This window comes from Marinobacter segnicrescens, assembly GCF_900111555.1.
Classification (GTDB): domain Bacteria; phylum Pseudomonadota; class Gammaproteobacteria; order Pseudomonadales; family Oleiphilaceae; genus Marinobacter; species Marinobacter segnicrescens.
Map to the genome: position 1 here is coordinate 44,885 of NZ_FOHZ01000016.1, position 23,098 is coordinate 67,982.

Below are 23,098 nucleotides of genomic sequence, written 5' to 3' on the forward strand. Positions count from 1 at the left end.
ACGTCAGTAGCCGGGCCCGCGTGCTTGCTTGACTGGACACACAAGACGAAGGAAAGCGTCTTGTCTGGATAGGGACGGTCCGATTGATGGGGACACGGATCGCCGCCTTTGCCTGCGGCGTCATCATACTTTACTCCGGGCTTTTTACGCCACCATGGGTACTGCTCTGTACCGGGCTGGTACTGATAGTGATTGCCGCAAGGCGCAGGCTTTTACCCACCCCGGTTGTGTTGATTCTCTGCTGCTTGCTGGCAGGACTTGCCTGGTCGTCCCTGTTCGCGCAATGGCGCCTCTCGGACCGCCTGGACCCGGCCCTTGAAGGTCAGCCACTCACCGTGTCCGGCTATCTCTGCTCAGCCCCCGCACCTGGTGCCTGGGGCAGTGTGCGTTTCAGCCTGTGTCTTGACGGTAATCGTCCCAGCGGAGTTCCAGGGCGTCTTCGCCTCGCTTGGTATGGCGACGATACAACGCTCGCGGTACCCACCCCCATGACGGCCACGGTCGTATTGAAGCGGCCCCATGGAGTGGTTAATCCGGGGGGCTTTCGTTATGAAACCTGGCTGTTCCGCAAGGGTTATGGTGCTACCGGATCGGTTCGCAACGTCCTGGCAAACCCGGCTGGCTCCTGTGGGCTGGCATGCCATTACCATCGCTGGCGGCAACGCCTGGTGCAATCTGCCGATGCAGCACTCGATGGCACAGACCACAAGGCCCTGACGCTGTCGTTGCTGCTGGGTTACCGGGGGCAACTGGACAATGCCCATTGGGACGTGCTGCAAGCAACTGGCACTGTCCACCTGGTGGCAATTTCAGGGCTCCACCTCGGGTTGGTGGCGGGTATCACCGGACTTTTACTGCGTGGCCTGTTCGCCCGACTGCCCACCCGAGGTGCCTTACTGCCCGGCCAGCGGCATGGGACCTGGCTGTTGGTGGTTGCGGCGGCCGTGGGTTACGCCTTGCTGGCAGGCTTCACAGTGCCTACCAGGCGGGCAATGCTGATGGTGGCAATTGCCGGCTGGCTGATACTGGGTGGTCGTATCACCGGGCCCTGGCAGGCCTGGTTGATGGCGCTCGGGCTGGTCTTGGTGACAGACCCACTTGGGCCGCTGGATCAGGGGTTCTGGTTGTCGTTTGGCGCCGTCGCAATATTGATCCTGATGTTCAGTCGGCTACACGGCAGGCCGGGCCCTGTGATGGCCCTGGTGCTGGCCCAGGCTGCGGTATTCGCCGGGCTCTGGCCCATCCTCGCAATACTGGGCCAGGGCGCCGCCTGGGCCGGATTGCTGGCCAATATTGTCGCTATCCCCTGGCTTTCCCTGTTGGTTATGCCTCTGTTATTGGGGGTTGGTGCCATCCTCCTGGTCACCGGAGGGTTCCTGCCGGGGCCAGTGCATGTCGTGCTTGACGCTGTGCTCGGCAGCCTGTGGTGGGTTCTGGTGCAACTTGCACAGATCGAGCTGCCCGCAGGGCGATTGCCGGTATGGATAGCATCTATCGTCGCTATTATGGTTCTGCTGGCGCTGTGGCTGCCGGAAAACCGATTCCGACTGGCCAGCAGCGGGATGACCGTCCTGCTGCTGGTACTTCATGGGAGTACCAGCCACACCCGGTGGCAGCCAACGCCGAGAATCTGGGTATGGGATGTGGGGCAGGGGTTGTCGGTGCTGGTGCACCACCAGGACCAGAGCCTGCTTTACGATACCGGGCCGGAGTCTGCGTCTGGTTACAATGCCGTGTCGGAGGTTTTGAGGCCTTCGTTAGAGCGTATCGGGGTGAACACGATAGACACCCTGGTGGTCAGCCATGGTGACCGGGATCATGCCGGTGGTCTTTCCGAGTTGCTGACCCAGTTCAGGCCTGGCCGGATTATTGCCGGGGAGCCTGGCCGTCTTTCGGGTGACGCCGCTGAAGCGGCCGAGCCCTGCCGAGGTCAGTCGCCACTGCTGGTCGGGCAGGTGACGGTAAGCTTTTGGCAAGCCGAACAGCGCCTTACCGGTGCAGATGCCAATGATCGCTCCTGCGTGTTGATTCTTGCCTATGCCGGTCACCAGGTGCTCCTGCCCGGGGATATTTCCCGCATCACGGAGCAACAGTTGATGGCGGACCATCCCGGGCTTGCCGGGCGCGCTGGCGAGCTCACAGTGGTGGCGCCGCATCACGGCAGCAAAACATCCTCCGGGCCGAAGTTCGTGAATGGCCTTGCGCCGGAGCGGGTCATTTTCACCGCCGGTTATCGCCACCGGTACGGCCACCCGCATCCGGAAGTGGTTGCCCGCTACCATGACGCGGGCAGTGAGCTGCTGAATACGGCTACCTCCGGCGCGCTGCGCCTGGACCTGGGGCAGGGAGGGGCCGATATCACGGAGTGGAGGCAGGGCGGATCCTTCTGGATACGGGCTCCGGAGCGGCCGTCTCCAACCCGTAGTGAGTAATCCTTCCCATACGTCGCGTTCGGATGTGGTCTGATTTCGTGGCTATGCTAAAGTAGCGCCGCTTGTAACAGATCAGGGGAGACTGTGCGTGTTTGAGCTTCTGAAAGCGGGCGGCATCGTGATGGTGCCTATTGTATTGTGCTCCATTCTGGCATTGGCCATTATCCTGGAGCGGCTCTGGACGTTGCGTCCGTCCCGCGTGGCGCCACCGGATGTCATGGCTGAGCTCTGGCGCTGGATCAAGGCGCGGGAACTCAACGGCCGCAAGCTCAAGGCCCTGCAGGCCTCTTCGCCCACCGGGCGGGTGCTGGCCAGTGGCCTGATGAACGCCAAGCATGGTCGCGAGGTCATGAAGGAAAGCATTGAACAGGAAGCGGCCCAGGTCATCCATGACCTGGAACGGTTCCTGAACCCTCTTGGCACGATTGCTACCATCGCTCCGCTGCTGGGCCTTTTGGGCACCGTCATTGGCATGATCAAGGTTTTCTCACGGATGCAGGGCGCGGGCGCCGCCAATATTGCAACCCTCTCTGGCGGTATCTCGGAAGCGCTGGTGACAACCGCAGCCGGTCTCACCGTGGCTATCCCCGCACTGATTGCCCATCGCTACCTGATCCGTCGCATTGAGGCGCTGGTAGTGGGCATGGAGCAGGAAGCAATCCGCCTGGTGGAAGTGGTCCATGGTGATCGCGAAATTGACGTTGAGGGAGCCTGACGGCCGTGAAATTCCAACGCCAGCGTAGCCGTGAAGTGGGCGTCGATCTGACGCCACTGATCGATGTGGTGTTCCTGTTGCTGATTTTCCTGATGGTATCCACCACACTGCCCAATGATACCCATCTCAATATCCAGTTACCGCAAGCGGATGGCGAACCAGTGACAACGGAGGTTGAGCAGATTGATCTGGTGATAAACGCTGATGGGCATTACATTGTGAATGGCCGCACACTGATCAATAATCGGCGAGGAACCCTGGAGCAGGCGATCCTTGACGTCGCCGGTGACAGCAAGGCCCTTCCGTTCGTGATTACGGCGGATGCGCGAACGGCTCACGAGTTTGTCATCCGGGCCATGGATGTTGCCGGCAAGCTTGGCTTTACCCGGATCAGTTTCACCACGGATCCTACATCGGATGATTCATAGGGAACCCCTGGTCTGTTCCGATCAGAGGTTCCTCAAATCCGGCAACCACCTGGCAGGGCAATGAACCAAGCTGAAGCTTCCAACTGGCAGACCTACCGGCGTCTGCTCAAGTACGTCAAGCCATTCTGGATCGCGTTTTCGCTGGCGGTCGTTGGCAATATCATCTATGCCGCTGCATCCACGGGGATGGCTGCATCGATGGAGTACGTGATCGAGGCTATCGAGAACCCCAGCGCACAGAACCGCATAATGCTGACCGGGTTGATTGTGGGCGTCTTCGCCTTTCGGGGTGTGGGGACCTTTATGGGGCAATACTTCATTGCCTACGTCGGTCGCCATGTGGTCAATGCCCTGCGTAAACAGGTCTTTGATCGTTTGCTGGCATTACCCTCCCGCTATTTTGACAACCATGCCTCTGGCCGTCTGGTGTCGAAGCTCACCTTTAATGTCGAGCAGGTAGCCGATGCCACTACCAGTGCCGTTACCATATTGCTCAGGGAAGGGCTGACGATTGTTGGCCTGCTGATTTTCATGGTCTACACCAATTGGAAGCTTACCCTGGTGTTCGTGGCAATCGGCCCGTTGATTGGTCTTGTAGTGAGTTATGCCAGCAAGCGTTTCCGCAAGATCAGCCGGCGTATCCAGAGTTCCATGGGGGATGTAACCCATGTCTCGTCGGAGTCCATAACCGGTTATCGGGTTGTGCGCACCTTTGGCGGTGAGGAGTACGAGCGAGAGCGTTTTGCCGACGTCGCCGACCGCACCATGAAGCAGGGGCTGAAAATGGCATCCACCCAGGCGATTGCTACGCCGGTGGTGCAGGTACTTGTGGCCTTCGCGATTGCCGCCCTGGTCTGGGTCATGCTGTCGCCTGAAATCCGCGGCACCATGACGACCGGTGAGCTGGTCGCCTTTATTACCGCAGCGGCCACCATGGCCAAGCCCATCCGGCAGGTTACTTCCGTACACAGCAAGATACAGAAAGGCGTTGCCGCCGCCCATGATGTCTTTGGCACGATGGATGAGGAACCGGAGCGGGATGATGGCCAGTATGCGCCGGAACGGGTCCAGGGCGAGATCCGGTTTGACGATGTCCGCTTCCGCTATCAGGACAACCTGGACGATGTGCTTCACCACATCAACCTGAACATCCCGGCGGGTCAGAGCGTGGCACTGGTTGGCCGGTCGGGCAGTGGCAAATCCACCATGGTGAGTCTGCTGCCGAGGTTCTATGAGTATTATCAGGGCCGGATCCTTATCGATGGGCACCCGATCACCGAATTCAGTCTGAGCGCACTGCGGGCGCAGATCGCCCTGGTTACCCAGAATGTGGTGCTGTTCAATGACACCATTGCTGCCAACATTGCCTATGGCTCGTTGCGGGACCGCTCCCGGGAAGAAATTGTCGAAGCTGCCCGCAAGGCCCACGCCATGGAATTTATTGAAAGGATGCCAGAGGGGCTCGACACCATGGTGGGCGACAACGGCGTCATGCTGTCCGGCGGTCAGCGACAGCGCCTGGCAATTGCACGGGCACTGCTGAAGGACGCGCCCATACTGATCCTGGATGAGGCCACCTCCGCGCTGGACACCGAATCCGAACGCCACATCCAGGAAGCGCTGGAGGTGGTGATGGAAGGACGTACCACCCTGGTCATTGCCCACCGGCTGTCCACCATCGAAAAGGCCGACCGCATCCTGGTCATGGAGTCCGGCCAGATCGTGGAAGACGGCGACCACCGGCAATTGCTGGAGGCTGGCGGCGCCTACGCCCAGCTTCATCAGATGCAATTCAGTGAAGGCGAATGACGGATCTGACCGAACGGTTGTGGTATGGAAGGCGGGCGCTCCTGTGGCCGCTGTGGCCACTTTCCTGGCTTTACCAGGCGGTGGCCAGCTGGCGTCGTAACCGGCTGACGAGCTCGGCGGAGCCGCTGCCGGTGCCGGTAGTAGTGGTGGGTAATATCACCGTGGGCGGTACCGGAAAGTCTCCGTTGACGGCCTGGCTGGCTTCCCATTTCCGGGAGCAGGGCTGGCGACCGGTTATCCTGTCACGCGGATACGGCGGCAAGCACACCGGCGATGTCCCCTTGCTGGTGGGACCAGACACTAACCCGGCCGAGGCGGGAGATGAACCGGTTATGCTGGCGGCCCAGACCGCCTGCCCGGTGGTGGTTCACCCCCAACGGCTGGCTTCGGCTCGCATGGCCCTCGATCAGGGCCTGGGCAACCTCTTGCTCTGTGACGATGGACTTCAGCACTACGCCCTGGCCCGGGACGTTGAGATTTCTGTCTTTGATGGGGCGCGGGGTGTCGGCAACGGTGCCAGCCTGCCAGTTGGGCCCTTGCGGGAACCGGTCGGGCGGTTGCAGGATGTTGACCTGGTGGTCGTCAATGGTGTTCCGGGAGAGCGCGTGCCGGAACACCCCAGGCGCTACGCCATGATGCTTCATCCTGCAGGGGTGCGCCACCTGCTGACCGGAGTCACGAAAGCCGCCGGACCCTGGCTGAAGGGGCGGTCATGTGTGGCTCTGGCGGGTATCGGCAACCCGGGGCGTTTCTTCGATCAGCTCCGGGATCTGGGTGCCGAGGTCGAGGGCCGCGCGTTCCCGGACCATCACCGATATACTGAACAGGATATCGCCACCAGCGATGAGCGCCCTGTGTTGATGACAGCCAAGGACGCTGTCAAGATTCAGCCTTTCGCCAACGAGCGCTGCTGGGTCCTGGATGTGGCGCCCCAGTTGCCAGCCGGGTTCGGTGCCGCAGTAGACCGGGTCCTTGACCGGAAACTGGCCGCCCGTGGCCTGGATGCTTCCCTATTACGAGAGACATGACATGGACAAGAAACTGATTGCCATGCTGGCCTGCCCGGTGTGCAAAGGCGACCTCAAACTGGACCGGGAGCGGAATGAGATGGTGTGCTATGCCGATGGCATGGCCTTCCCCATCCGCGAGGGTATCCCGGTGATGCTGGCCAGTGAGGCCCGTACCCTGAGCGCCGAAGAGCGCGTCGACCGTTCACTTGGGTGACAGCGTGTCTTTTACCGTAGTCATTCCCGCCCGTTTCGCCTCGTCCCGGCTGCCCGGAAAACCGCTGGCGGATATTGGCGGCGCGCCGATGATTCGCCACGTATACGAGCAGGCCTGCAAGAGCCGGGCTGGCCGGGTTCTGGTGGCCACCGACGACGAGCGTATCGAGCAGGCATGCCACGGCTTTGGCGCCGAAGTATTGATGACCTCCCGGGACCACGCCAGTGGTACCGACAGGTTGCAGGAAGTAGTCGCCCGCCTCGGCCTTGCCGACGATGCCAGGGTAGTGAATGTCCAGGGCGATGAACCCCTGATTCCGCCTGCCCTGATCAACCAGGTCGCCGATGCCCTCGAAGAATACCCTGAAGCGGCGATCTCGACCCTGTGCGAACGCATTCATGAACCCGCAGAACTGTTTAACCCAAACGTCGTGAAAGTTGTGCGGGACCACGACGGCTATGCCCATTATTTCAGTCGGGCGCCGGTGCCCTGGTCCCGGGCTGACTGGCAGGCGAACAAGGTGCCCGAGCAATTGCCTGAAGGCTACCGTGCCTGGCGGCATATCGGTATCTATGGCTACCGGGTCAGTCTGTTGCATCGGTTCGTAAGCTGGCCGCCGGCCCCTACGGAACTCACTGAGAGCCTTGAGCAGCTGCGGGCTCTCTACCAGGGAGAACGTATCCACGTCAGTGAGGCAAGAGAGCCCCCCCCGGCCGGTGTGGATACCCGCGAAGACCTCGAGCGGGTCCGGCAATACCTGGCGTTAAAGCACTGACAAAGGAGAATCCAATGAGCGACCCGATTCGGGTATTGTTCGTGTGCCTCGGCAATATCTGCCGGTCACCGACTGCTGAGGGCGTGTTCCGCAAGCACCTGGAAAAACATGGACTGGCGGACCTCGTGGAGGTGGACTCCTGTGGAACCGGCAACTGGTACGTAGGCTCAGCACCGGATGAGCGTGCCCGCAAGGCTGCGGCTGAACGAGGTATCGATATTGGCCATCTTCGCGCCCGCCAGTTCCGCCCGGTGGACCTGGAGGCGTTCCACTATATCCTCACCATGGATCGTCAGAACCTGGCGGACATCCGGGATGTGTGGACGCAGCAGGGCGGCACAGAGCCCCGTCTGTTCCTGGATTACCTGCCCGACAGTACCGTAACCGAAGTGCCGGATCCTTACTACGGCGGTGACGATGGTTTCGACCACGTACTGGACCTGATTCACCAGGCCAGCGAGGGCCTGCTGGCCGACATTCGGACTCGCCTGGACTGATTGATGCGCCCCCGTCACCTGATTGAGAATGCTGACCTTCAGTCGCTAAGCACCATGGCGACCCCGGCCACGGCCCACTACCTGGTCAATGCTGAAACCCCGGAAGATGCCTGCACGGCACTGTCCTGGGCCAGCTGGGAAGGACTACAGGTACAGGTGGTCGGTGGGGGTAGCAACCTGATCTTCTGTGACGACTTCCCGGGACTTGTCCTGCATATGGCCCTGCGGGGCAAGCGCTGGGAGGCAGTAAATGGAGATGAGGCGACGCTGGTGCTGGCCGCCGGGGAAAATTGGCATCAGGCAGTTCTCTATGCCGCCGGTGCCGGCTATCGTGGTATCGAGAACCTTGCCCTGATACCCGGTACCGCCGGGGCGGCACCGGTTCAGAACATTGGCGCCTATGGAGTCGAGTTATCGGACTCGTTTGTCAGTCTGCTCGCCTGGGACCGGCAAACCGGTGAGCCAGTGACCCTCGATAAGGATGACTGCCTTTTCGGATATCGGGACAGCTTGTTCAAGCAGCAACCCGACCGGTATCTGATCCTGGAAATCCGCCTGCGCCTGAGTCGCAGCCGTGCGTTCGAGCTGGGGTATGGCGAGTTGGCCCAATGGTTTGACGGGGAATCCCCGGACTCCCCCCTGGCAGTGGCGGAGGCGGTGATGGCCGTTCGCCGGCGCAAACTGCCAGACCCGGAACAACTGCCGAACGCTGGCAGCTTCTTCAAGAACCCGGTGGTAACATCAGAGCAATGGGAAGCATTAAAAGCTGAGTGGCCGGATATCGTGGCCTACCCGACGGACAGTGGCGTCAAACTCGCTGCCGGCTGGCTGATTGATCAGTGCGGCTGGAAAGGGTATCGCAACCGGACGGTGGGCGTACACCATCGCCAGGCGTTGGTGCTGGTGAACCATTCCCGGGGAAGTGGCAAGGAAATACTCGAACTGGCCGGACGCATCCGGGACGATGTGCTAGCGCGTTACGGCGTGTTGCTGGAAATGGAGCCCGGCGTCGTTCCAAAGGCCTGCGGACTGGATTTTTCAGCCTGATTCAGGGCAGGGGCCTCGCAGCCAGCCTTGAGGAGGTGAGGGGTCTCAGGCCGGCTGCAAGGAGAGGGCTCTACGAGCGGTGGCGGGGCGAGGCTGCGAGCAGGAAGTCCAGGACGTTATCCACTGCCAGGTCCTGCTTGTCGGCGTCCTGTCGACCCTTGTACTCCAGGGTCCCGGCGCCCAGGCCCCGGTCGGAAACCACCACCCGGTGGGGCAGGCCCATCAGTTCCAGGTCGGCAAACTTCACACCCGGGCGTTCGTTCCTGTCATCCAGGAGCACATCAAAACCGGCCTCGGTAAGCTGGGCGTAGAGCTTCTCGCCGGCTTCCTGTACGGCTGGTGACTTGTGGCCGTTCAGTGTGACGATAGCCACTTCAAAGGGTGCGATTGCCTCGGGCCAGATGATACCCCGGTCGTCGTGGTTCTGCTCGATGGCAGCCGCCACAATCCGTGATACCCCGATGCCGTAGCAGCCCATTTCCAGCACAGCGCTCTTGCCATGTTCATCCAGAACGGTAGCACCCATGGCCTTGCTGTATTTGTTGCCCAGCTTGAAGATGTGGCCTACCTCGATACCGCGGCGGATTTCGAGCGTCCCTTTGCCATCCGGGCTGGGGTCACCTTCCACGACATTGCGCAGGTCTTCCACCCGGCCCAGGGGAACGTCCCGCTCCCAGTTAACGCCAGTGAGGTGGTAGCCCTCCTTGTTGGCTCCACAGACAAAATCCGCAAGGTGTGCAGCGGTACGGTCAACAATCATCGGTACCGAAAGGTTAACCGGCCCGATGGAACCTGGTGCACAGCCGGTGGCCCGCCGGATTCCTTCATCGGTAGCCATGGTCAGGGGCTCGGCCACGCCTTCCAGGTTTTCCGCCTTGATGTCGTTCAGGGTGTGGTCACCGCGCAGAATCAACGCGACCAGCCCCGCCTCCTCACCTTCGGGAGCATCGGCCTTGACCAGCAGGGTCTTGACGGTCTTCTCAGCGGGCACCTTGAGGAATTCGGCGATGGCAGCAATGGTGGTCTGGCCGGGTGTGGCGATCTCGGTCATGGCTTCAGACGGAGCCGGACGATCACCGGCCGGTGCCAGGGCTTCTGCCTTTTCAATATTGGCGGCGTAGTCGCTGTCGGTGCTGAAGGCGATTTCGTCCTCGCCGGAGGAAGCCAGTACATGGAACTCGTGGGAGGCGTTGCCACCGATGGCGCCGGAGTCCGCCACCACCGGACGGTAGTCCAGGCCCAGGCGATCAAAGATGGCGCAGTAAGTGCGATGCATGACCTCATAGGTCTCATCCAGGGACTCGCCACTGACATGGAACGAGTAGGCATCCTTCATCAGGAATTCACGGGCACGCATAACGCCGAAGCGGGGGCGGCGTTCGTCCCGGAACTTGGTCTGGATCTGGTAGAAATTTGCCGGCAGTTCCTTGTAGCTCTTCAATTCGTTGCGGATAAGGTCAGTGATGACCTCTTCGTGGGTAGGGCCGAAACAGAAATCCCGGTCGTGCCGGTCTTTCAGGCGCAGTAGCTCGCCACCGTATTGTTGCCAGCGGCCGGACTCCTGCCACAGCTCCGCAGGCTGCACCGCCGGCATGAGTACTTCCTGGGCCCCGCTGCGGTCCATTTCCTCCCGCACGATGCGCTCCACCTTTCGCAATACCCGCAATCCCAGTGGCAACCAGGTGTACAGGCCTGCCGCCAGCTTGCGGATCATGCCGGCACGCAGCATCAGCTGATGGCTGATGATTTCGGCATCGGAGGGGTTTTCCTTGAGGGTGGCAATCAGATAACGGCTCGCTCGCATTATGGTTTCCGTAACGAAGGAATGTAAGTGACTGTGAAAGGGTTATTGTACGTGCCCTGAGCCAGAAATGAACCGGTTATCCCTCGGCCTCGAGATATTTCAGGGGCAGGGCTGTGGAGTCAATCACGCGTCTCAGCACGAAGCTGGAATGCACGCCACTGACGCCCGGAATCCGAGTGATCTGGTTGAGCAGGAATTCGTGGTAATGGTCCATATCCGGCACGACCACCTTGAGCATGTAGTCTGCGTCCTGGCCGGTGATCAGGTAGCACTCCTGAACCTCCGGATAATCGGCCACCTGCTGCTCGAAGGCCTCGAACCGTTCCGGGGTGTGACGGTCCATGCCAATGAGGATGATGGCGGTGAGTGATAAGCCCAGTTTCTTGTGATCCAGCACCGTAACCCGGTCGAGGATAATGCCGGCTTCTTCCAGCGCCCGGACCCGCCTCAGGCACGGCGAGGGAGAGAGTCCGACCGCCTCGGCCAGCTGCTGGTTATTGAGGGCACCATCACTCTGCAAGGCTTCGAGGATTCGACGATCGGTACGATCCAGTTTGTGCACTTCGCGGGACCTTGTTGGCATGATATGGCGCCCTTGGGTGATAAAATGGATTATTGTTGCCTTAAGTGTCCCATTGCTGACCAAAAAAGCAATCAAATTCCCGGTTATCTGCGTTATTATAGAAAAATAGCGATACACCTCTCGAATTAGCAAAAGGGCAGACACCATGGCTTTCGATCACAGCAAATACATTCCCTTCCAGCCGGTTCGTAAAACTGACCGCCGCTGGCCGGACAAGGTTATCGAAAAGGCTCCAGACTGGTGTGCGGTAGACCTGCGTGACGGTAACCAGGCCCTGGTCAAGCCCATGACGGTTGCGCAGAAGCAGCGCCTGTTCGATTTGCTGGTCAAGGTAGGCTTCAAGCAGATTGAAATCGGCTTTCCTGCGGCCAGCCAGCCGGATTTCGACTTCTGCCGCAAACTGATCGAAGAAAACCGGATTCCGGACGACGTTCGAATCCAGGTACTGACCCAGGCCCGCCCCGAGCTGATCGAGCGTACCTACCAGGCCCTGGAAGGTGCCAAGCGGGCGATTGTGCATGTCTACAACTCCACCTCCACCGTCCAGCGAGAGCAGGTGTTCGGTATGGACCGTGAGGGTATCAAGCAGATCGCTGTCAACGGTGCCCGCCTGGTGCAGGAAATTGCGGCCCGCTACCCGGATACGGACTGGACCTTCCAGTATTCCCCGGAAAGCTTTACCGGTACCGAGCTGGACTATGCTGCCGAGGTGATCGACGCGGTCACCGAGGTATGGCGCCCGGACCAGGGCCAGAAGGTTATTATCAATCTGCCGGCAACCGTGGAAATGGCCACTCCGAATGTGTTCGCGGACCAGATCGAGTGGATCTGCGACAACATCCAGCGTCGTGAGCATGTCAGTATCAGCGTGCACACCCACAATGACCGGGGCTGCGGTGTTGCTGCCGGCGAGCTGGCCGTCATGGCCGGTGCTGACCGGGTCGAAGGTACCCTGATGGGTAATGGTGAGCGTACCGGTAACATGGACCTGGTCACCATGGCGATGAACCTGTACAGCCAGGGCATAGATCCGAAGGTGGATATGTCCAACATGGCCGAGATTACGGATGTGGTGGAAGCCTGCACCGAGATTTCCACTCACCCCCGCCACCCGTATGCGGGTGAGCTGGTCTTTACCGCTTTCTCCGGTAGCCACCAGGATGCGATCCGCAAGTGTCTGGCCTATCGCAAGGAAGGCGACAAGTGGAACGTAGCCTACCTGCCAATTGATCCGAAGGATCTGGGCCGCCGCTATGAGGAAGTGGTGCGCATCAACAGCCAGTCCGGTAAGGGTGGTGTCGCCCATGTGCTGGAGCGGGACTACAAGATCAGCCTGCCGCGCTGGTTGCAGATCGAGTTCAGTCAGTGTGTCCAGAAAGAGGCGGAGACTCACGGTGGCGAGATTGACTCCCATACCATCCACCGGCTGTTCGAGGACCGTTACCTGGCGGTGGACAATGCATGGCGTCTCACCACCTATGACCTGCACCGTGATGAAGAGGGCGTGAATGCTACGGTGAAGTTTGGCCAGCCAGCCATTGAGCTGAAGGGGCACGGCCTGGGTGCGGTGGAAGCGGTCGTTGCCGCACTGCAGGACACCTATGGTATCACCCTGGCGGTAGAAGCCTACGATGAGTTTGCTCTGGGCGAAGGCACCAACGCCAATGCGCTGGCCTGCATCCGTATTGTGGTGGATGGCGAGATCCGCAGTTCCGCCGCCCTGGCGGAAGACACAACTTCTGCCACCTTGCAGGCGCTGTTGTCAGCGGTGGGTAACCACGTCGGTGCACCGGAGTCTGTTGCCGCCGCAACGGCCTGATTTCAGACCGGACGTTCCCGGGACCTGGACGAAGTTCAGGTCCCGGGATACAGAAAAGCCGGCAACTGCCGGCTTTTCTTTTGTCCAAAGCCCGTGAGGGGCAATGGCCGGAAACCATAACCTCAAACCGGGGTTACGTTTTCCGCCTGGGGACCTTTCGGGCCCTGGGTTACGGTGAACTGCACCTGCTGGCCTTCAGCCAGGGTACGGAACCCGCTTGCGTTGATTGCGCTGTAGTGAACGAATACGTCACTGCCACCGTCCTGGGCGATGAAGCCGAAACCCTTGGACTCGTTGAACCACTTTACGTGGCCTGTTTTTGTGTCAGACATTGATCTTTCCTGTGTTTCTGAACGTTGTGCCCTCACGGGACCTTTCCTGAGTGCCGGCGCTCCATAGATAACCGCATTACTATGACAGCTGAACTACAGAAGGCACCGACACAGTTTTGCTGGGGATAGGGCAGTTGTACTGAGGGAAGGAGTGACCGAACGTCTGAGAGGCAGAGCGTTGTAACACTTTCACTTAATACCGCTGTCTTTCCACAGCAATTTCAGTATAGACCGAGTTCCGGGGGCGTCAAAGGTTTTTTCAAACGGCTCTGACGCCCCCTTTTTTCAACGAAATCAGTTCGCTTTCGCTCTGTTTGGACGGCCCGGTGAAGGGGTCAGTTGCGAAACTTCTGGTCGATTTCCTCGAGAATGGCGGGGTCATCGATGGTCGACGGCACAGACCATTCCTCACCGTCCGCAATTTGACGGATAACGCGGCGCAGGATTTTTCCGGACCGGGTCTTGGGCAGGCGGTCCACCACCATGGCCCGGCGGAAGCAGGCAATGGCGCCGATACGGTCCCTGACCATTTCCACCAGCTCTTCTTCCAGCTCGTCCGGGTCGATGGTGGCGCCGTCTTTCAGTAGCACCAGGCCCACCGGAATCTGCCCCTTCATTTCATCGCGGGCACCCACCACGCAGCATTCGGCCACTGCAGGGTGAGAGGCAACCACTTCTTCCATCTCGCCGGTGGAGAGCCGGTGTCCGGCAACGTTAATCACGTCATCGGTGCGCCCCATGATGAACACATAGCCATCCTCATCAATGAAGCCACCGTCTCCGGAGCTGTAGAAGCCGGGAATGGGGTCGAGATAGGTCTTGCGAAAGCGGGCGTCGTCGCCCCACACCGTAGAAAGGCACCCAGGAGGAAGGGGCAGTTTTACGGCCACCTGACCCTGCTCGCCCGCGGGCATGGGGCGACCGTCGAGGCTAACCACCTGCACATTGAAGCCAGGGGCGGGAACGGTCGCTGAACCGGGCTTGGTGCGCATTTCCTCAATGCCTACCGGGTTACAGCAGATGGCCCAGCCGGTTTCCGTCTGCCACCAGTGATCCAGCACCGGAAGGCTGGTATGTTCCTTGAGCCATTCGTAGGTGGACGGGTCGAGGCGTTCGCCGGCCAGAAAGAGTCGCTTCAGGGCACTGATGTCGTACTTCGCCATCAGGTCGGCTTCCGGGTCCTCCTTGCGGACGGCGCGGAAAGCAGTAGGTGCGGTAAACAGGTAGTTCACCTTGTGATCCTGGCAAACCCGCCAGAAAGCGCCGGCGTCGGGTGTCTTTACCGGTTTGCCTTCATAGAGGATGGTAGTGCAGCCCATGAACAAAGGCGCATACACGATATAACTGTGACCGACCACCCAGCCCACGTCCGAGGCGGCCCAGAATACATCGCCGGGCCCGGCGCCGTAGACCAGTTCCATGCTGTAGCGAAGCGCCACGGCATGACCGCCATTATCCCGTACCACGCCTTTGGGCTTTCCGGTGGTACCTGAGGTATACAGGATATAGAGCGGATCAGTGGCGGCGACAGGAACGGGGTCTGCCGGAGTCGCGGTCGCCATTTCCTGGTCCCAGTCCGCGTCACGTCCGGCTTGAAGTTCAGCAGTCACCTGGGGACGCTGGAATACAATGCAGAATTCCGGCTTGTGGTCAGCCTCCTCGATGGCGCGGTCCACCAGTGGTTTGTAAGGAATAACCTTGGCTACTTCGATACCACAGGAGGCCGTAACAATGGCCTTTGGCTTGGCGTCACTGATCCTCACTGCCAGTTCGTGGGCGGCAAAGCCACCAAACACCACCGAGTGAATGGCCCCCAGCCGGGCGCAGGCGAGCATGGCGATCACTGCCTGGGGCACCATGGGCATGTAAATAATCACCCGGTCCCCGTGGCCCACCCCGCGTGCCTTGAGTACGCCGGCAAAACGGGCCACCTGGTCGGTCAGCTCGTTGTATGTAAAGCTCTGTTGGGTGTCGGTGACGGGGGAGTCATAGATCAGTGCTTTCTGGTCGCCGCGACCGGCGCGAATATTGGCATCCAGGGCGACATCACTGGAGTTGATCAGACCATCGGGAAACCACTGGCCGTGGCCATTCTCGCTGGCTTTCCAGATTTCTTCCGGGGGGCGTATCCAGTCGATCGCGCGGGCTTTTTCTCGCCAGAATTCCTCTGGCTGGTCCACGGAGCGACGGAATTCCGATTGGTAGTCCATTGGTCCACCTCTCATAGCTTGGAGTCGGGTTGTTGTTTTTTTGATACTTGAGAACCTGACTGTAAGCCATCTGGCACGCAGAGGAAGTAGACCAAAGGCTAATCAGTTGTCAACTTCGGTCCCATCGGCGCCAGGATGGACCGAGTCGACAGTAGCTTTCAGCGTGCCCCTGGCCAGCCTGGCGCTTATCCGGTCCCCCGGAGCCAGCGTGGCCGGATCGCGGACCACGGTCTGGTTATCCGATGCGATGATGGCGTAGCCGCGCCCAAGGGTGGCCAGGGGGCTGACGGCGTTAAGGGTGCGGGCGGCGGATTCAAGTCGCTGGCTGCGGGTTTCCAGCTGCCGGCCCAACGATGACTGCAGGCGCTCGCGGACTGATTCGACGCGTTGACTGTGTTCAGCAATCCGCCGGTCAGGTCGGTGGGTCAGCAGTCGTTGCTGGAGGTGGTCACTTCTGGTTCGCTCGCTATCCAGGCGCTGGCTGATTGCCTGCCGGAACCGCAACTCCATGTCGTCCAGGCGCTGGGCTTTTTCCTGTAGTTGCCGCCGTGGATCCCGTAGTCGGGACGTTAACTGATTGACGCCCGTCTGTTGTTGGCGCAGTTGTCGGGTCATTGCGTGGACGAGCCTGTGGCGGGTTTCGTCCAGGCGACTGATCCAGGTGGACTGGTCCGGTGAAATCTTTTCGGCTGCGGCTGATGGGGTCGGTGCGCGCAGGTCGGCCACGAAATCCGCGATGGTGACGTCAACTTCGTGCCCGACGGCGCTAACGGTGGGAATCGGGCAGGCTGCGATGGCGCGGGCAACGGCCTCTTCGTTAAAGCACCACAGGTCTTCCAGGGAACCGCCGCCCCGGCCGATGATCAGTACGTCGGCCTGGTTATGGCGTATGGCCCGGTTGATGGCGTCGACGATGCCTGCCGTCGCCGCCTGGCCCTGTACGGCCGTGGAGTAGAGAGTGACCGGAATACCTGGGCAGCGGCGGCCCAGCACGGTCAATATGTCATGGATCGCTGCGCCAGTGGGTGAGGTGACTACGCCGATGTGTCGGGGCGTGACCGGAAGCGGCTTCTTGCGCTCGGCCGCAAACAGTCCCTCGGCGTAGAGTCGGGCTTTCAGGGCGTCGAAGGCCTGCTGCAGTGCCCCCAGGCCGGCCGGTTCCAGGTGCTCGACAATGATCTGGTAATCGCCCCGGGCCTCATACAGGCTGACCTTGCCGCGAATCCGTACCTGGTCGCCCTCTTTCGGTGTCTGTCTGAGCCGCTGGTTAAAGCCACGGAACATGGCGCACCGTACCTGGGCACGCTGATCCTTGAGGGAGAAGTACCAGTGGCCCGAGGAGGGCCTGGAAAGACCGGACAGTTCACCTTCCACCCAGGCTTGCATGAAACTGCTTTCAAGCAGGTGTCGGGCTTGCCGGTTGAGTTCGGAGACCGTCAGGGCGCGGGGGCGAACGGTGGGCGAGTCATCTGGGTACATCTGGGTCTCCGGACAGTAAAAAACGCCATGTTATCAGAACCTTCTCTGTCACCATACGGGTTTTCCGCTAGCGAGCCTTCCCAAAACCAACGGAAATTCAGCAAGATGCAGCATCCAGGTGGTCCTGGCCCGGTTTACTGTCGCGGCTGCGACATTTATAATAGTCCGATTAAGGTGACCGGTTCCGTTACGCGCTGAGACAGCGCCTTAAAACGGCGGTGCCGGGCCTCCACATGTTCTTTCTCAAAGGCGGGTCCCAATGTTGCGTATAGCCGAAGAAGCCCTCACGTTTGACGACGTTCTCCTGATGCCGGGATATTCCGAAGTGCTGCCCAAGCACGTCGATCTGCAAACCCGGTTGACCAAGGGCATTACCCTCAACATTCCGCTGGTTTCAGCTGCCATGGATACCGTTACCGAATCCGAACTGGCTATTGCCATGGCCCAGGAAGGTGGCATCGGCATCATGCACAAGAGCATGGGCGTTGAGCAGCAGGCTGCTGCGGTCCGCAAGGTCAAGAAATTCGAAAGTGGCGTGGTCAAGGACCCCATAACGGTGTCCCCGACCACCACAGTCCGAGAGCTGGTCGATATTACCATGGCCAACAGTATTTCCGGCCTGCCCGTCGTGGATGGCAGGGACCTGGTAGGTATCGTAACCGGCCGCGATATTCGTTTCGAAAGCCGCATGGACACCCGTGTGGCGGACATTATGACCCCCAAGGACAAGCTGGTAACCGTGCGCGAGGGTGCCGACCTGGACGAGGTCAAGGAATTGCTGCATCGCCATCGCATCGAGAAGGTACTGGTGGTCAACGACGAATTCGAGCTGCGTGGCCTGATTACCGTAAAGGACATCCAGAAAGCCAAGGACTATCCGCTGGCCTGCAAGGATGAGCAGGGTCGCCTGCGGGTTGGCGCGGCCGTGGGCACCGGGGGCGACACCGAAGCACGTGTTGCAGCCCTGGTGGAAGCGGGTGTTGACGTGATCGTTGTGGACACCGCACACGGCCATTCGGCTGGCGTTATCGAGCGGGTTCGCTGGATCAAGCAGAACTTTCCGCAGGTAGACGTTATCGGTGGCAATATTGCAACCGCCGAGGCGGCCATTGCGCTGGCGGATGCCGGTGCTGATGCCGTCAAGGTGGGCATTGGTCCGGGCTCCATCTGTACCACTCGGATCGTGGCGGGTATCGGTGTTCCGCAGATTACGGCGGTATCCAATGTGGCGGCGGCCCTGAAGGACCGCGGTGTACCCCTGATTGCTGACGGTGGTATCCGGTTCTCCGGGGATATCGCCAAGGCCATTGCTGCCGGTGCCTACAGCGTCATGGTGGGCAGCCTGCTGGCAGGTACCGATGAGTCCCCGGGTGAGGTGGAGCTGTTCCAGGGTCGTAGCTACAAGGCCTATCGTGGCATGGGTTCCCTCGGGGCCATGGGGCAGGGTTCCAGCGACCGTTACTTCCAGGATGCCAGCGAAGGCGTTGAAAAACTGGTGCCCGAAGGCATCGAAGGTCGGGTGGCCTGCAAGGGGCCGATGCGTAATATTGTCCATCAGCTGATGGGCGGTGTGCGTGCTTCCATGGGGTATACCGGCAGCGCCGACATGGAAACCATGCGCACCAGGCCCCAGTTTGTCCGAATCACCAACGCGGGTATGCGTGAGAGTCACGTTCACGATGTGACCATCACCAAGGAAGCTCCGAACTATCGCATCGGTTGAGCCATCCCGATACACGGCCCGACTCCGGGCCGTTTCTTATTTCATGTTGAGGAATCCATGTCCCAGAACATTCATGACCACCGCATCCTGATTCTCGATTTCGGTTCCCAGTACACCCAGCTTATTGCCCGCCGGGTACGGGAAATCGGAGTTTACTGCGAGATCAGGCCCTTTGATCTCACCGCGGACGAGATCGAGGCGTTCCGTCCCAAGGGCGTCATCCTCGCCGGTGGTCCTGAATCCGTCACCCAGCTGGGAGGCCCCCGGGCGCCGGAAGGACTGTTCGAACGTGGCATCCCGGTACTGGGCATCTGCTACGGCATGCAGACCATGGCTGAGCAGCTTGGCGGCCGAGTGGCCAGTTCCGATAAGCGGGAGTTCGGCTACGCCCAGGTCAAGGTTCGCGCGGAAGGCCCGCTGTTACGGGATATCAAGGATCACCTGACGGCTCAGGGGGAATCCCTGCTTGATGTCTGGATGAGCCATGGTGACAAGGTGGTTGCACTGCCGGAGGGCTTCGAGCTGCTGGCATCCACCGAGAGCGCGCCAATCGCCGCCATGCAGGATACCCGTCGTGGCCTCTATGGCGTCCAGTTCCATCCCGAGGTCACCCATACCCTGCAGGGGCAGCGTATCCTCGAGCACTTCGTGAAGGATATCTGCCACTGCGAGGCACTGTGGACCCCGGCCCGCATTGTGGACGACGCTGTTCGCCAGATCCGCGAGCAGGTTGGTAGCGAGAAGGTACTGCTGGGTCTTTCCGGCGGTGTCGATTCGTCGGTAACCGCGGCCCTGTTGCACCGGGCAATTGGTGACCAGCTGACCTGTGTGTTCGTGGATAACGGTCTGTTACGCCTCCACGAGGGCGACCAGGTGATGGATATGTTTGCCCGCAACATGGGCGTAAAGGTCATCCGCGCCGATTCCGAAGACCTTTTCCTGGGGCGCCTCAAGGGTGTCCAGGACCCGGAGGAAAAGCGGAAGATCATTGGTAATACCTTTATCGAGGTGTTCGATGAACACGCCGCCGAGATTACCGATGTTAACTGGCTTGCCCAGGGCACCATCTATCCTGACGTGATCGAATCGGCTGCGTCCAAGACCGGTAAGGCCCATGTCATAAAGTCCCACCATAATGTTGGCGGACTTCCCGAGACCATGAAGCTCAAGCTGGTGGAGCCACTGCGGGAGCTGTTCAAGGATGAGGTGCGCCGAATTGGCCTGGAATTGGGCCTGCCCTACGATATGGTCTACCGTCATCCCTTCCCGGGACCGGGTCTGGGTGTGCGTATCCTCGGTGAGGTCAGGAAGGAATACGCGGAGATTCTCCGTCGTGCTGACGCCATCTTCCTGGAGGAGCTGCACCGGGCAGACCTTTACCACAAGACCAGCCAGGCGTTTGCGGTATTCCTGCCGGTGAAGTCTGTGGGTGTGGTCGGCGACCAGCGCCGCTACGAATACGTGATAGCCCTGAGGGCCGTGGAAACCATTGATTTCATGACTGCGCGTTGGGCACGCCTGCCCTACGAGTTGCTGGAGACGGTATCCAACCGCATTATCAATGAGATCACCGGTGTGTCCCGGGTGACCTACGACATCTCCTCCAAGCCCCCCGCGACCATCGAGTGGGAATGATCACGCGTTAGGCATTAGCTGGTACTAACTGGCATTAAATGATACTTAAGCCCATGTTTTCATGGGCTTTTTTATTTTTATGTCTGGCAGTGTTTGGCAACTAATGGCAGCGGGAAGCACCGCTTGAGCGTGGTATCCAAGGTGGTATTATCGAGACATGATGCCATGAGTGATAGCCGATACCATGCTGCTTGATCTTGTGTGTTCATGGTATCGAAATTATTTAAATAACTGTTTTTATTGAATTTATTGCCTGATTTTCGGGTGGTCTTCCAGCATGGTATTGGAATCGAAGAAGGATAAGACTCTTGCTGACCGATACCAAGCTGCGCAACCTCAAGCCGAGGGATAAACTCTACAAAGTGAATGACCGGGATGGCCTCTACGTGGCCGTCACTCCTGCCGGTTCTATCTCATTCCGTTACAACTACTCGATCAATGGCAGGCAAGAGACAATCACCTTTGGCCGCTATGGCGTTGGGGGCATCACTCTGGCAGAAGCCCGTGAGCGGCTTGGTGAAGCCAAGCGGATGGTCGCCGATGGAAAGTCGCCAGCGAAGGAGAAGGCCCGAGACAAGGCGCGTGTTAAAGGGGCTGAAACCTTTGGTGCCTGGGCGGAAAAGTGGCTACGTGGCTATCAGATGGCCGATTCTACCCGTGATATGCGCCGCTCGGTTTATACGAGAGAGCTGGAAACGAAATTCGGCAATCAGAAGCTGACCGAAATCACCCACGAGGACTTGCGAGCACTAACCGACGCCATCGTAGAGCGCGGTGCACCTGCTACGGCGGTTCATGCGCGTGAGATTGTACTCCAGGTATACCGCTGGGCGACTGAGCGAGGCCAGAAGGTTGAGAACCCGGCAGACCTGGTGAGGCCCGCAAGCATTGCCAGGTTTGAGCCGAGAGATCGAACCCTGACGCCCGAAGAAATCAGGATCATGTACCAGTACATGGGGCGTATTGGTACATCACCATCGATCCGGGCAGCGGTAAAGCTACTGTTGTTGACGATGGTGCGTAAAAGCGAGCTGACGAATGCCACCTGGAGTGAGATCAACTTCAGCGAAGCGCTCTGGACGATCCCCAAAGAACGGATGAAGCGTCGAAACCCTCACCTGGTGTTTCTATCCAGGCAGGCCATGGACATCCTCATCGCTTTGAAGACGTTCTCCGGAGGATCGGAGTATGTTCTGCCGTCACGCTACGATTCTGACGTCCCTATGAGTAGTGCCACGCTGAACCGGGTAATGACGATGACTTACAAGCTGGCTCAGAAAGAGGGGCAACCGCTTGCCAAATTCGGCCCGCACGACCTGAGACGAACAGCCAGTACCTTGCTCCATGAAGCCGGTTACAACACCGATTGGATAGAGAAATGCCTGGCACATGAGCAAAAAGGTGTGAGGGCGATATATAACAAAGCCGAGTATCGTGATCAGCGTACATCTATGTTGCAGGACTGGGCTGATATGATTGACGAATGGACTGCTAAAGATGCTTGCGGACCCATTTAGCTAAACGCATAGGTATTCGGGCACATGCTTAAAATATATTGACGAAGGTAATTGGCAACTTACAGCATGGAATTTTTACCTCATTGAGGACAATAAACAGAAATGGCTGACGATATGGAATGCTTTGATGACCTTCCAGAGCGAGCCTCCAATCATGTCACGGAGGAGAAGGCAGAGACGGCATTTCAGAAATGCCTAACAGAGAGTGGTCTTTTTATCCTTCAGCGTGCTGACCGAAAGGACTATGGTACAGACTGCGAGATCGAAGTTGTCGAGGATGGGAGAGCCACCAACATTAGGATTCACGTTCAGCTTAAGGGCACTGAGCGTGCACTGAATGCGGACGGCTCTCTAAGCGTTGAAATTAGTCGCACAAACCTGAATTATCTATTGATGCATCCGCATAGCTTTTATGCTGCCTACCACGTCCCAACGGCGACGCTACGCATCTGCCTCGCTGAGGCCGTTCTCCGTAAATATGAGCATGCTGGAAAGAACTGGACCCAGCAGCAATCACTTACAGTTAACTTCACGGAAGATCTGACGACAGAGCGGTTGGGCCGACTTGCTGAATTGTCCAGTTCTGCAACTCGAGCGGCACGTAATCGTCGCGTCGAACAGTCCCGGGCAGCACCAGGAGATTTGATTGGTCTCCTTCGCCGAGCTGTACCGGAGGTTCATGTTCCTGATGATCCAGACTCAGCTCGACAACTCTTGGAACACTTACTAATGGGTACAAAAGTAAGCGAACATCATTTATAATGTAGCGGTCGTTTGCCAAGCTTATCGGATATCTACACACATGCGCCACGATGACGGTCGTAAACTTGATCACAAAACATTAGAAGCCATTCGCGTTCGCGCCGTTCAACGAGTCATGGATGGCGAGAGCCCGGAAGTCGTCATCAAAGCGCTTGGCATGAGCCGGGCACGAATTTACGAATGGCTGGCTGCCTACCGAGAGGGTGGCTTTGACGCACTTAAGGCCAAGCAAATTTCTGGTCGCCCCAAAAAGCTGAGCGGCGCTCAGATCCGGGAGCTGTATACCTGGATAACAACCTTTACGCCG

At 59.3% G+C, this 23,098-nt stretch carries 20 protein-coding genes; 15 read left to right on the forward strand and 5 right to left on the reverse strand.

Annotation, left to right across the window (positions count from 1 at the left end):
* The first annotated feature begins 86 nt into the window (after nucleotides 1–86).
* The 9 genes from BM036_RS14380 (at nucleotide 87) to murB (ending at nucleotide 8,927) form a co-directional block, all read left to right on the forward strand.
* Complete coding sequence (locus BM036_RS14380) at nucleotides 87–2,432, forward strand: DNA internalization-related competence protein ComEC/Rec2 (protein ID WP_091853578.1); 2,346 nt, start codon at nucleotides 87–89, stop codon at nucleotides 2,430–2,432.
* Nucleotides 2,433–2,520: 88 nt separating this feature from the next.
* Nucleotides 2,521–3,147: a MotA/TolQ/ExbB proton channel family protein gene (locus tag BM036_RS14385; protein WP_091853580.1), complete on the forward strand. Its 627-nt coding sequence runs from the start codon at nucleotides 2,521–2,523 to the stop codon at nucleotides 3,145–3,147.
* A 5-nt stretch (nucleotides 3,148–3,152) separates the two neighbouring features.
* A complete protein-coding gene (locus tag BM036_RS14390; protein ID WP_091853582.1) occupies nucleotides 3,153–3,575 on the forward strand; it encodes an ExbD/TolR family protein in 423 nt (140 codons plus the stop codon).
* Between the two features lie 60 nt (nucleotides 3,576–3,635).
* Nucleotides 3,636–5,384: a lipid A export permease/ATP-binding protein MsbA gene (gene msbA / locus BM036_RS14395; RefSeq protein WP_091853585.1), complete on the forward strand. Its 1,749-nt coding sequence runs from the start codon at nucleotides 3,636–3,638 to the stop codon at nucleotides 5,382–5,384.
* The gene (gene lpxK / locus BM036_RS14400) at nucleotides 5,381–6,412 is read left to right on the forward strand and encodes a tetraacyldisaccharide 4'-kinase (protein WP_091853587.1); all 1,032 of its coding nucleotides are present in this window, start codon (nucleotides 5,381–5,383) and stop codon (nucleotides 6,410–6,412) included. The genes msbA and lpxK overlap by 4 nt, the downstream gene beginning before the upstream one ends.
* A gap of 1 nt (nucleotide 6,413) precedes the next feature.
* The gene (locus BM036_RS14405) at nucleotides 6,414–6,608 is read left to right on the forward strand and encodes a Trm112 family protein (protein ID WP_091853590.1); all 195 of its coding nucleotides are present in this window, start codon (nucleotides 6,414–6,416) and stop codon (nucleotides 6,606–6,608) included.
* A 4-nt stretch (nucleotides 6,609–6,612) separates the two neighbouring features.
* Nucleotides 6,613–7,383 (forward strand): 3-deoxy-manno-octulosonate cytidylyltransferase, encoded by a 771-nt coding sequence (gene kdsB / locus BM036_RS14410; RefSeq protein WP_091853626.1) that lies wholly within the window; start codon nucleotides 6,613–6,615, stop codon nucleotides 7,381–7,383.
* A gap of 14 nt (nucleotides 7,384–7,397) precedes the next feature.
* Nucleotides 7,398–7,880: a low molecular weight protein-tyrosine-phosphatase gene (locus BM036_RS14415; RefSeq protein WP_091853592.1), complete on the forward strand. Its 483-nt coding sequence runs from the start codon at nucleotides 7,398–7,400 to the stop codon at nucleotides 7,878–7,880.
* Between the two features lie 3 nt (nucleotides 7,881–7,883).
* Entirely contained in the window at nucleotides 7,884–8,927 is a 1,044-nt protein-coding gene (murB, locus tag BM036_RS14420) for a UDP-N-acetylmuramate dehydrogenase (protein ID WP_091853595.1), read from the forward strand.
* 70 nt (nucleotides 8,928–8,997) lie between these two features.
* On the opposite strand, the gene BM036_RS14425 is transcribed toward murB, so the two are convergent.
* Both BM036_RS14425 and BM036_RS14430 read right to left on the reverse strand, forming a co-directional pair.
* A complete protein-coding gene (locus BM036_RS14425; protein ID WP_091853597.1) occupies nucleotides 8,998–10,731 on the reverse strand; it encodes a proline--tRNA ligase in 1,734 nt (577 codons plus the stop codon).
* A 76-nt stretch (nucleotides 10,732–10,807) separates the two neighbouring features.
* Nucleotides 10,808–11,314, reverse strand: a complete 507-nt coding sequence (locus BM036_RS14430; protein WP_091853600.1) for an Lrp/AsnC family transcriptional regulator — start codon at nucleotides 11,312–11,314, stop codon at nucleotides 10,808–10,810.
* 145 nt (nucleotides 11,315–11,459) lie between these two features.
* Between BM036_RS14430 and leuA the strand changes: the two genes are divergently transcribed.
* Complete coding sequence (gene leuA, locus BM036_RS14435) at nucleotides 11,460–13,133, forward strand: 2-isopropylmalate synthase (protein ID WP_091853602.1); 1,674 nt, start codon at nucleotides 11,460–11,462, stop codon at nucleotides 13,131–13,133.
* A 122-nt stretch (nucleotides 13,134–13,255) separates the two neighbouring features.
* Here the strand turns inward: leuA and BM036_RS14440 are convergent, their stop codons facing one another.
* The 3 genes from BM036_RS14440 to xseA all read right to left on the reverse strand — a co-directional run bounded on the left by BM036_RS14440 (nucleotide 13,256) and on the right by xseA (nucleotide 17,154).
* Nucleotides 13,256–13,465, reverse strand: coding sequence for a cold-shock protein (locus tag BM036_RS14440; protein WP_091853604.1), 210 nt, complete (start codon nucleotides 13,463–13,465; stop codon nucleotides 13,256–13,258).
* 335 nt (nucleotides 13,466–13,800) lie between these two features.
* Nucleotides 13,801–15,675, reverse strand: a complete 1,875-nt coding sequence (locus BM036_RS14445; RefSeq protein ID WP_091853607.1) for a propionyl-CoA synthetase — start codon at nucleotides 15,673–15,675, stop codon at nucleotides 13,801–13,803.
* Nucleotides 15,676–15,777: 102 nt separating this feature from the next.
* Entirely contained in the window at nucleotides 15,778–17,154 is a 1,377-nt protein-coding gene (gene xseA, locus BM036_RS14450) for an exodeoxyribonuclease VII large subunit (RefSeq protein WP_091853609.1), read from the reverse strand.
* A gap of 259 nt (nucleotides 17,155–17,413) precedes the next feature.
* On the opposite strand from xseA, the gene guaB reads away from it, so the two are divergent.
* The 5 genes from guaB to BM036_RS14475 all read left to right on the forward strand — a co-directional run.
* A complete protein-coding gene (guaB, locus tag BM036_RS14455) occupies nucleotides 17,414–18,877 on the forward strand; it encodes an IMP dehydrogenase (RefSeq protein WP_091853612.1) in 1,464 nt (487 codons plus the stop codon).
* 57 nt (nucleotides 18,878–18,934) lie between these two features.
* The gene (guaA, locus tag BM036_RS14460) at nucleotides 18,935–20,512 is read left to right on the forward strand and encodes a glutamine-hydrolyzing GMP synthase (RefSeq protein ID WP_091853614.1); all 1,578 of its coding nucleotides are present in this window, start codon (nucleotides 18,935–18,937) and stop codon (nucleotides 20,510–20,512) included.
* Nucleotides 20,513–20,820: 308 nt separating this feature from the next.
* Nucleotides 20,821–22,029, forward strand: a complete 1,209-nt coding sequence (locus BM036_RS14465) for a tyrosine-type recombinase/integrase (protein ID WP_091853616.1) — start codon at nucleotides 20,821–20,823, stop codon at nucleotides 22,027–22,029.
* 102 nt (nucleotides 22,030–22,131) lie between these two features.
* Complete coding sequence (locus BM036_RS14470) at nucleotides 22,132–22,791, forward strand: DUF4365 domain-containing protein (protein WP_177186068.1); 660 nt, start codon at nucleotides 22,132–22,134, stop codon at nucleotides 22,789–22,791.
* A gap of 40 nt (nucleotides 22,792–22,831) precedes the next feature.
* On the forward strand, nucleotides 22,832–23,098 hold a 267-nt coding region (locus BM036_RS14475), incomplete at its 3' end, for a helix-turn-helix domain-containing protein (RefSeq protein ID WP_143066583.1).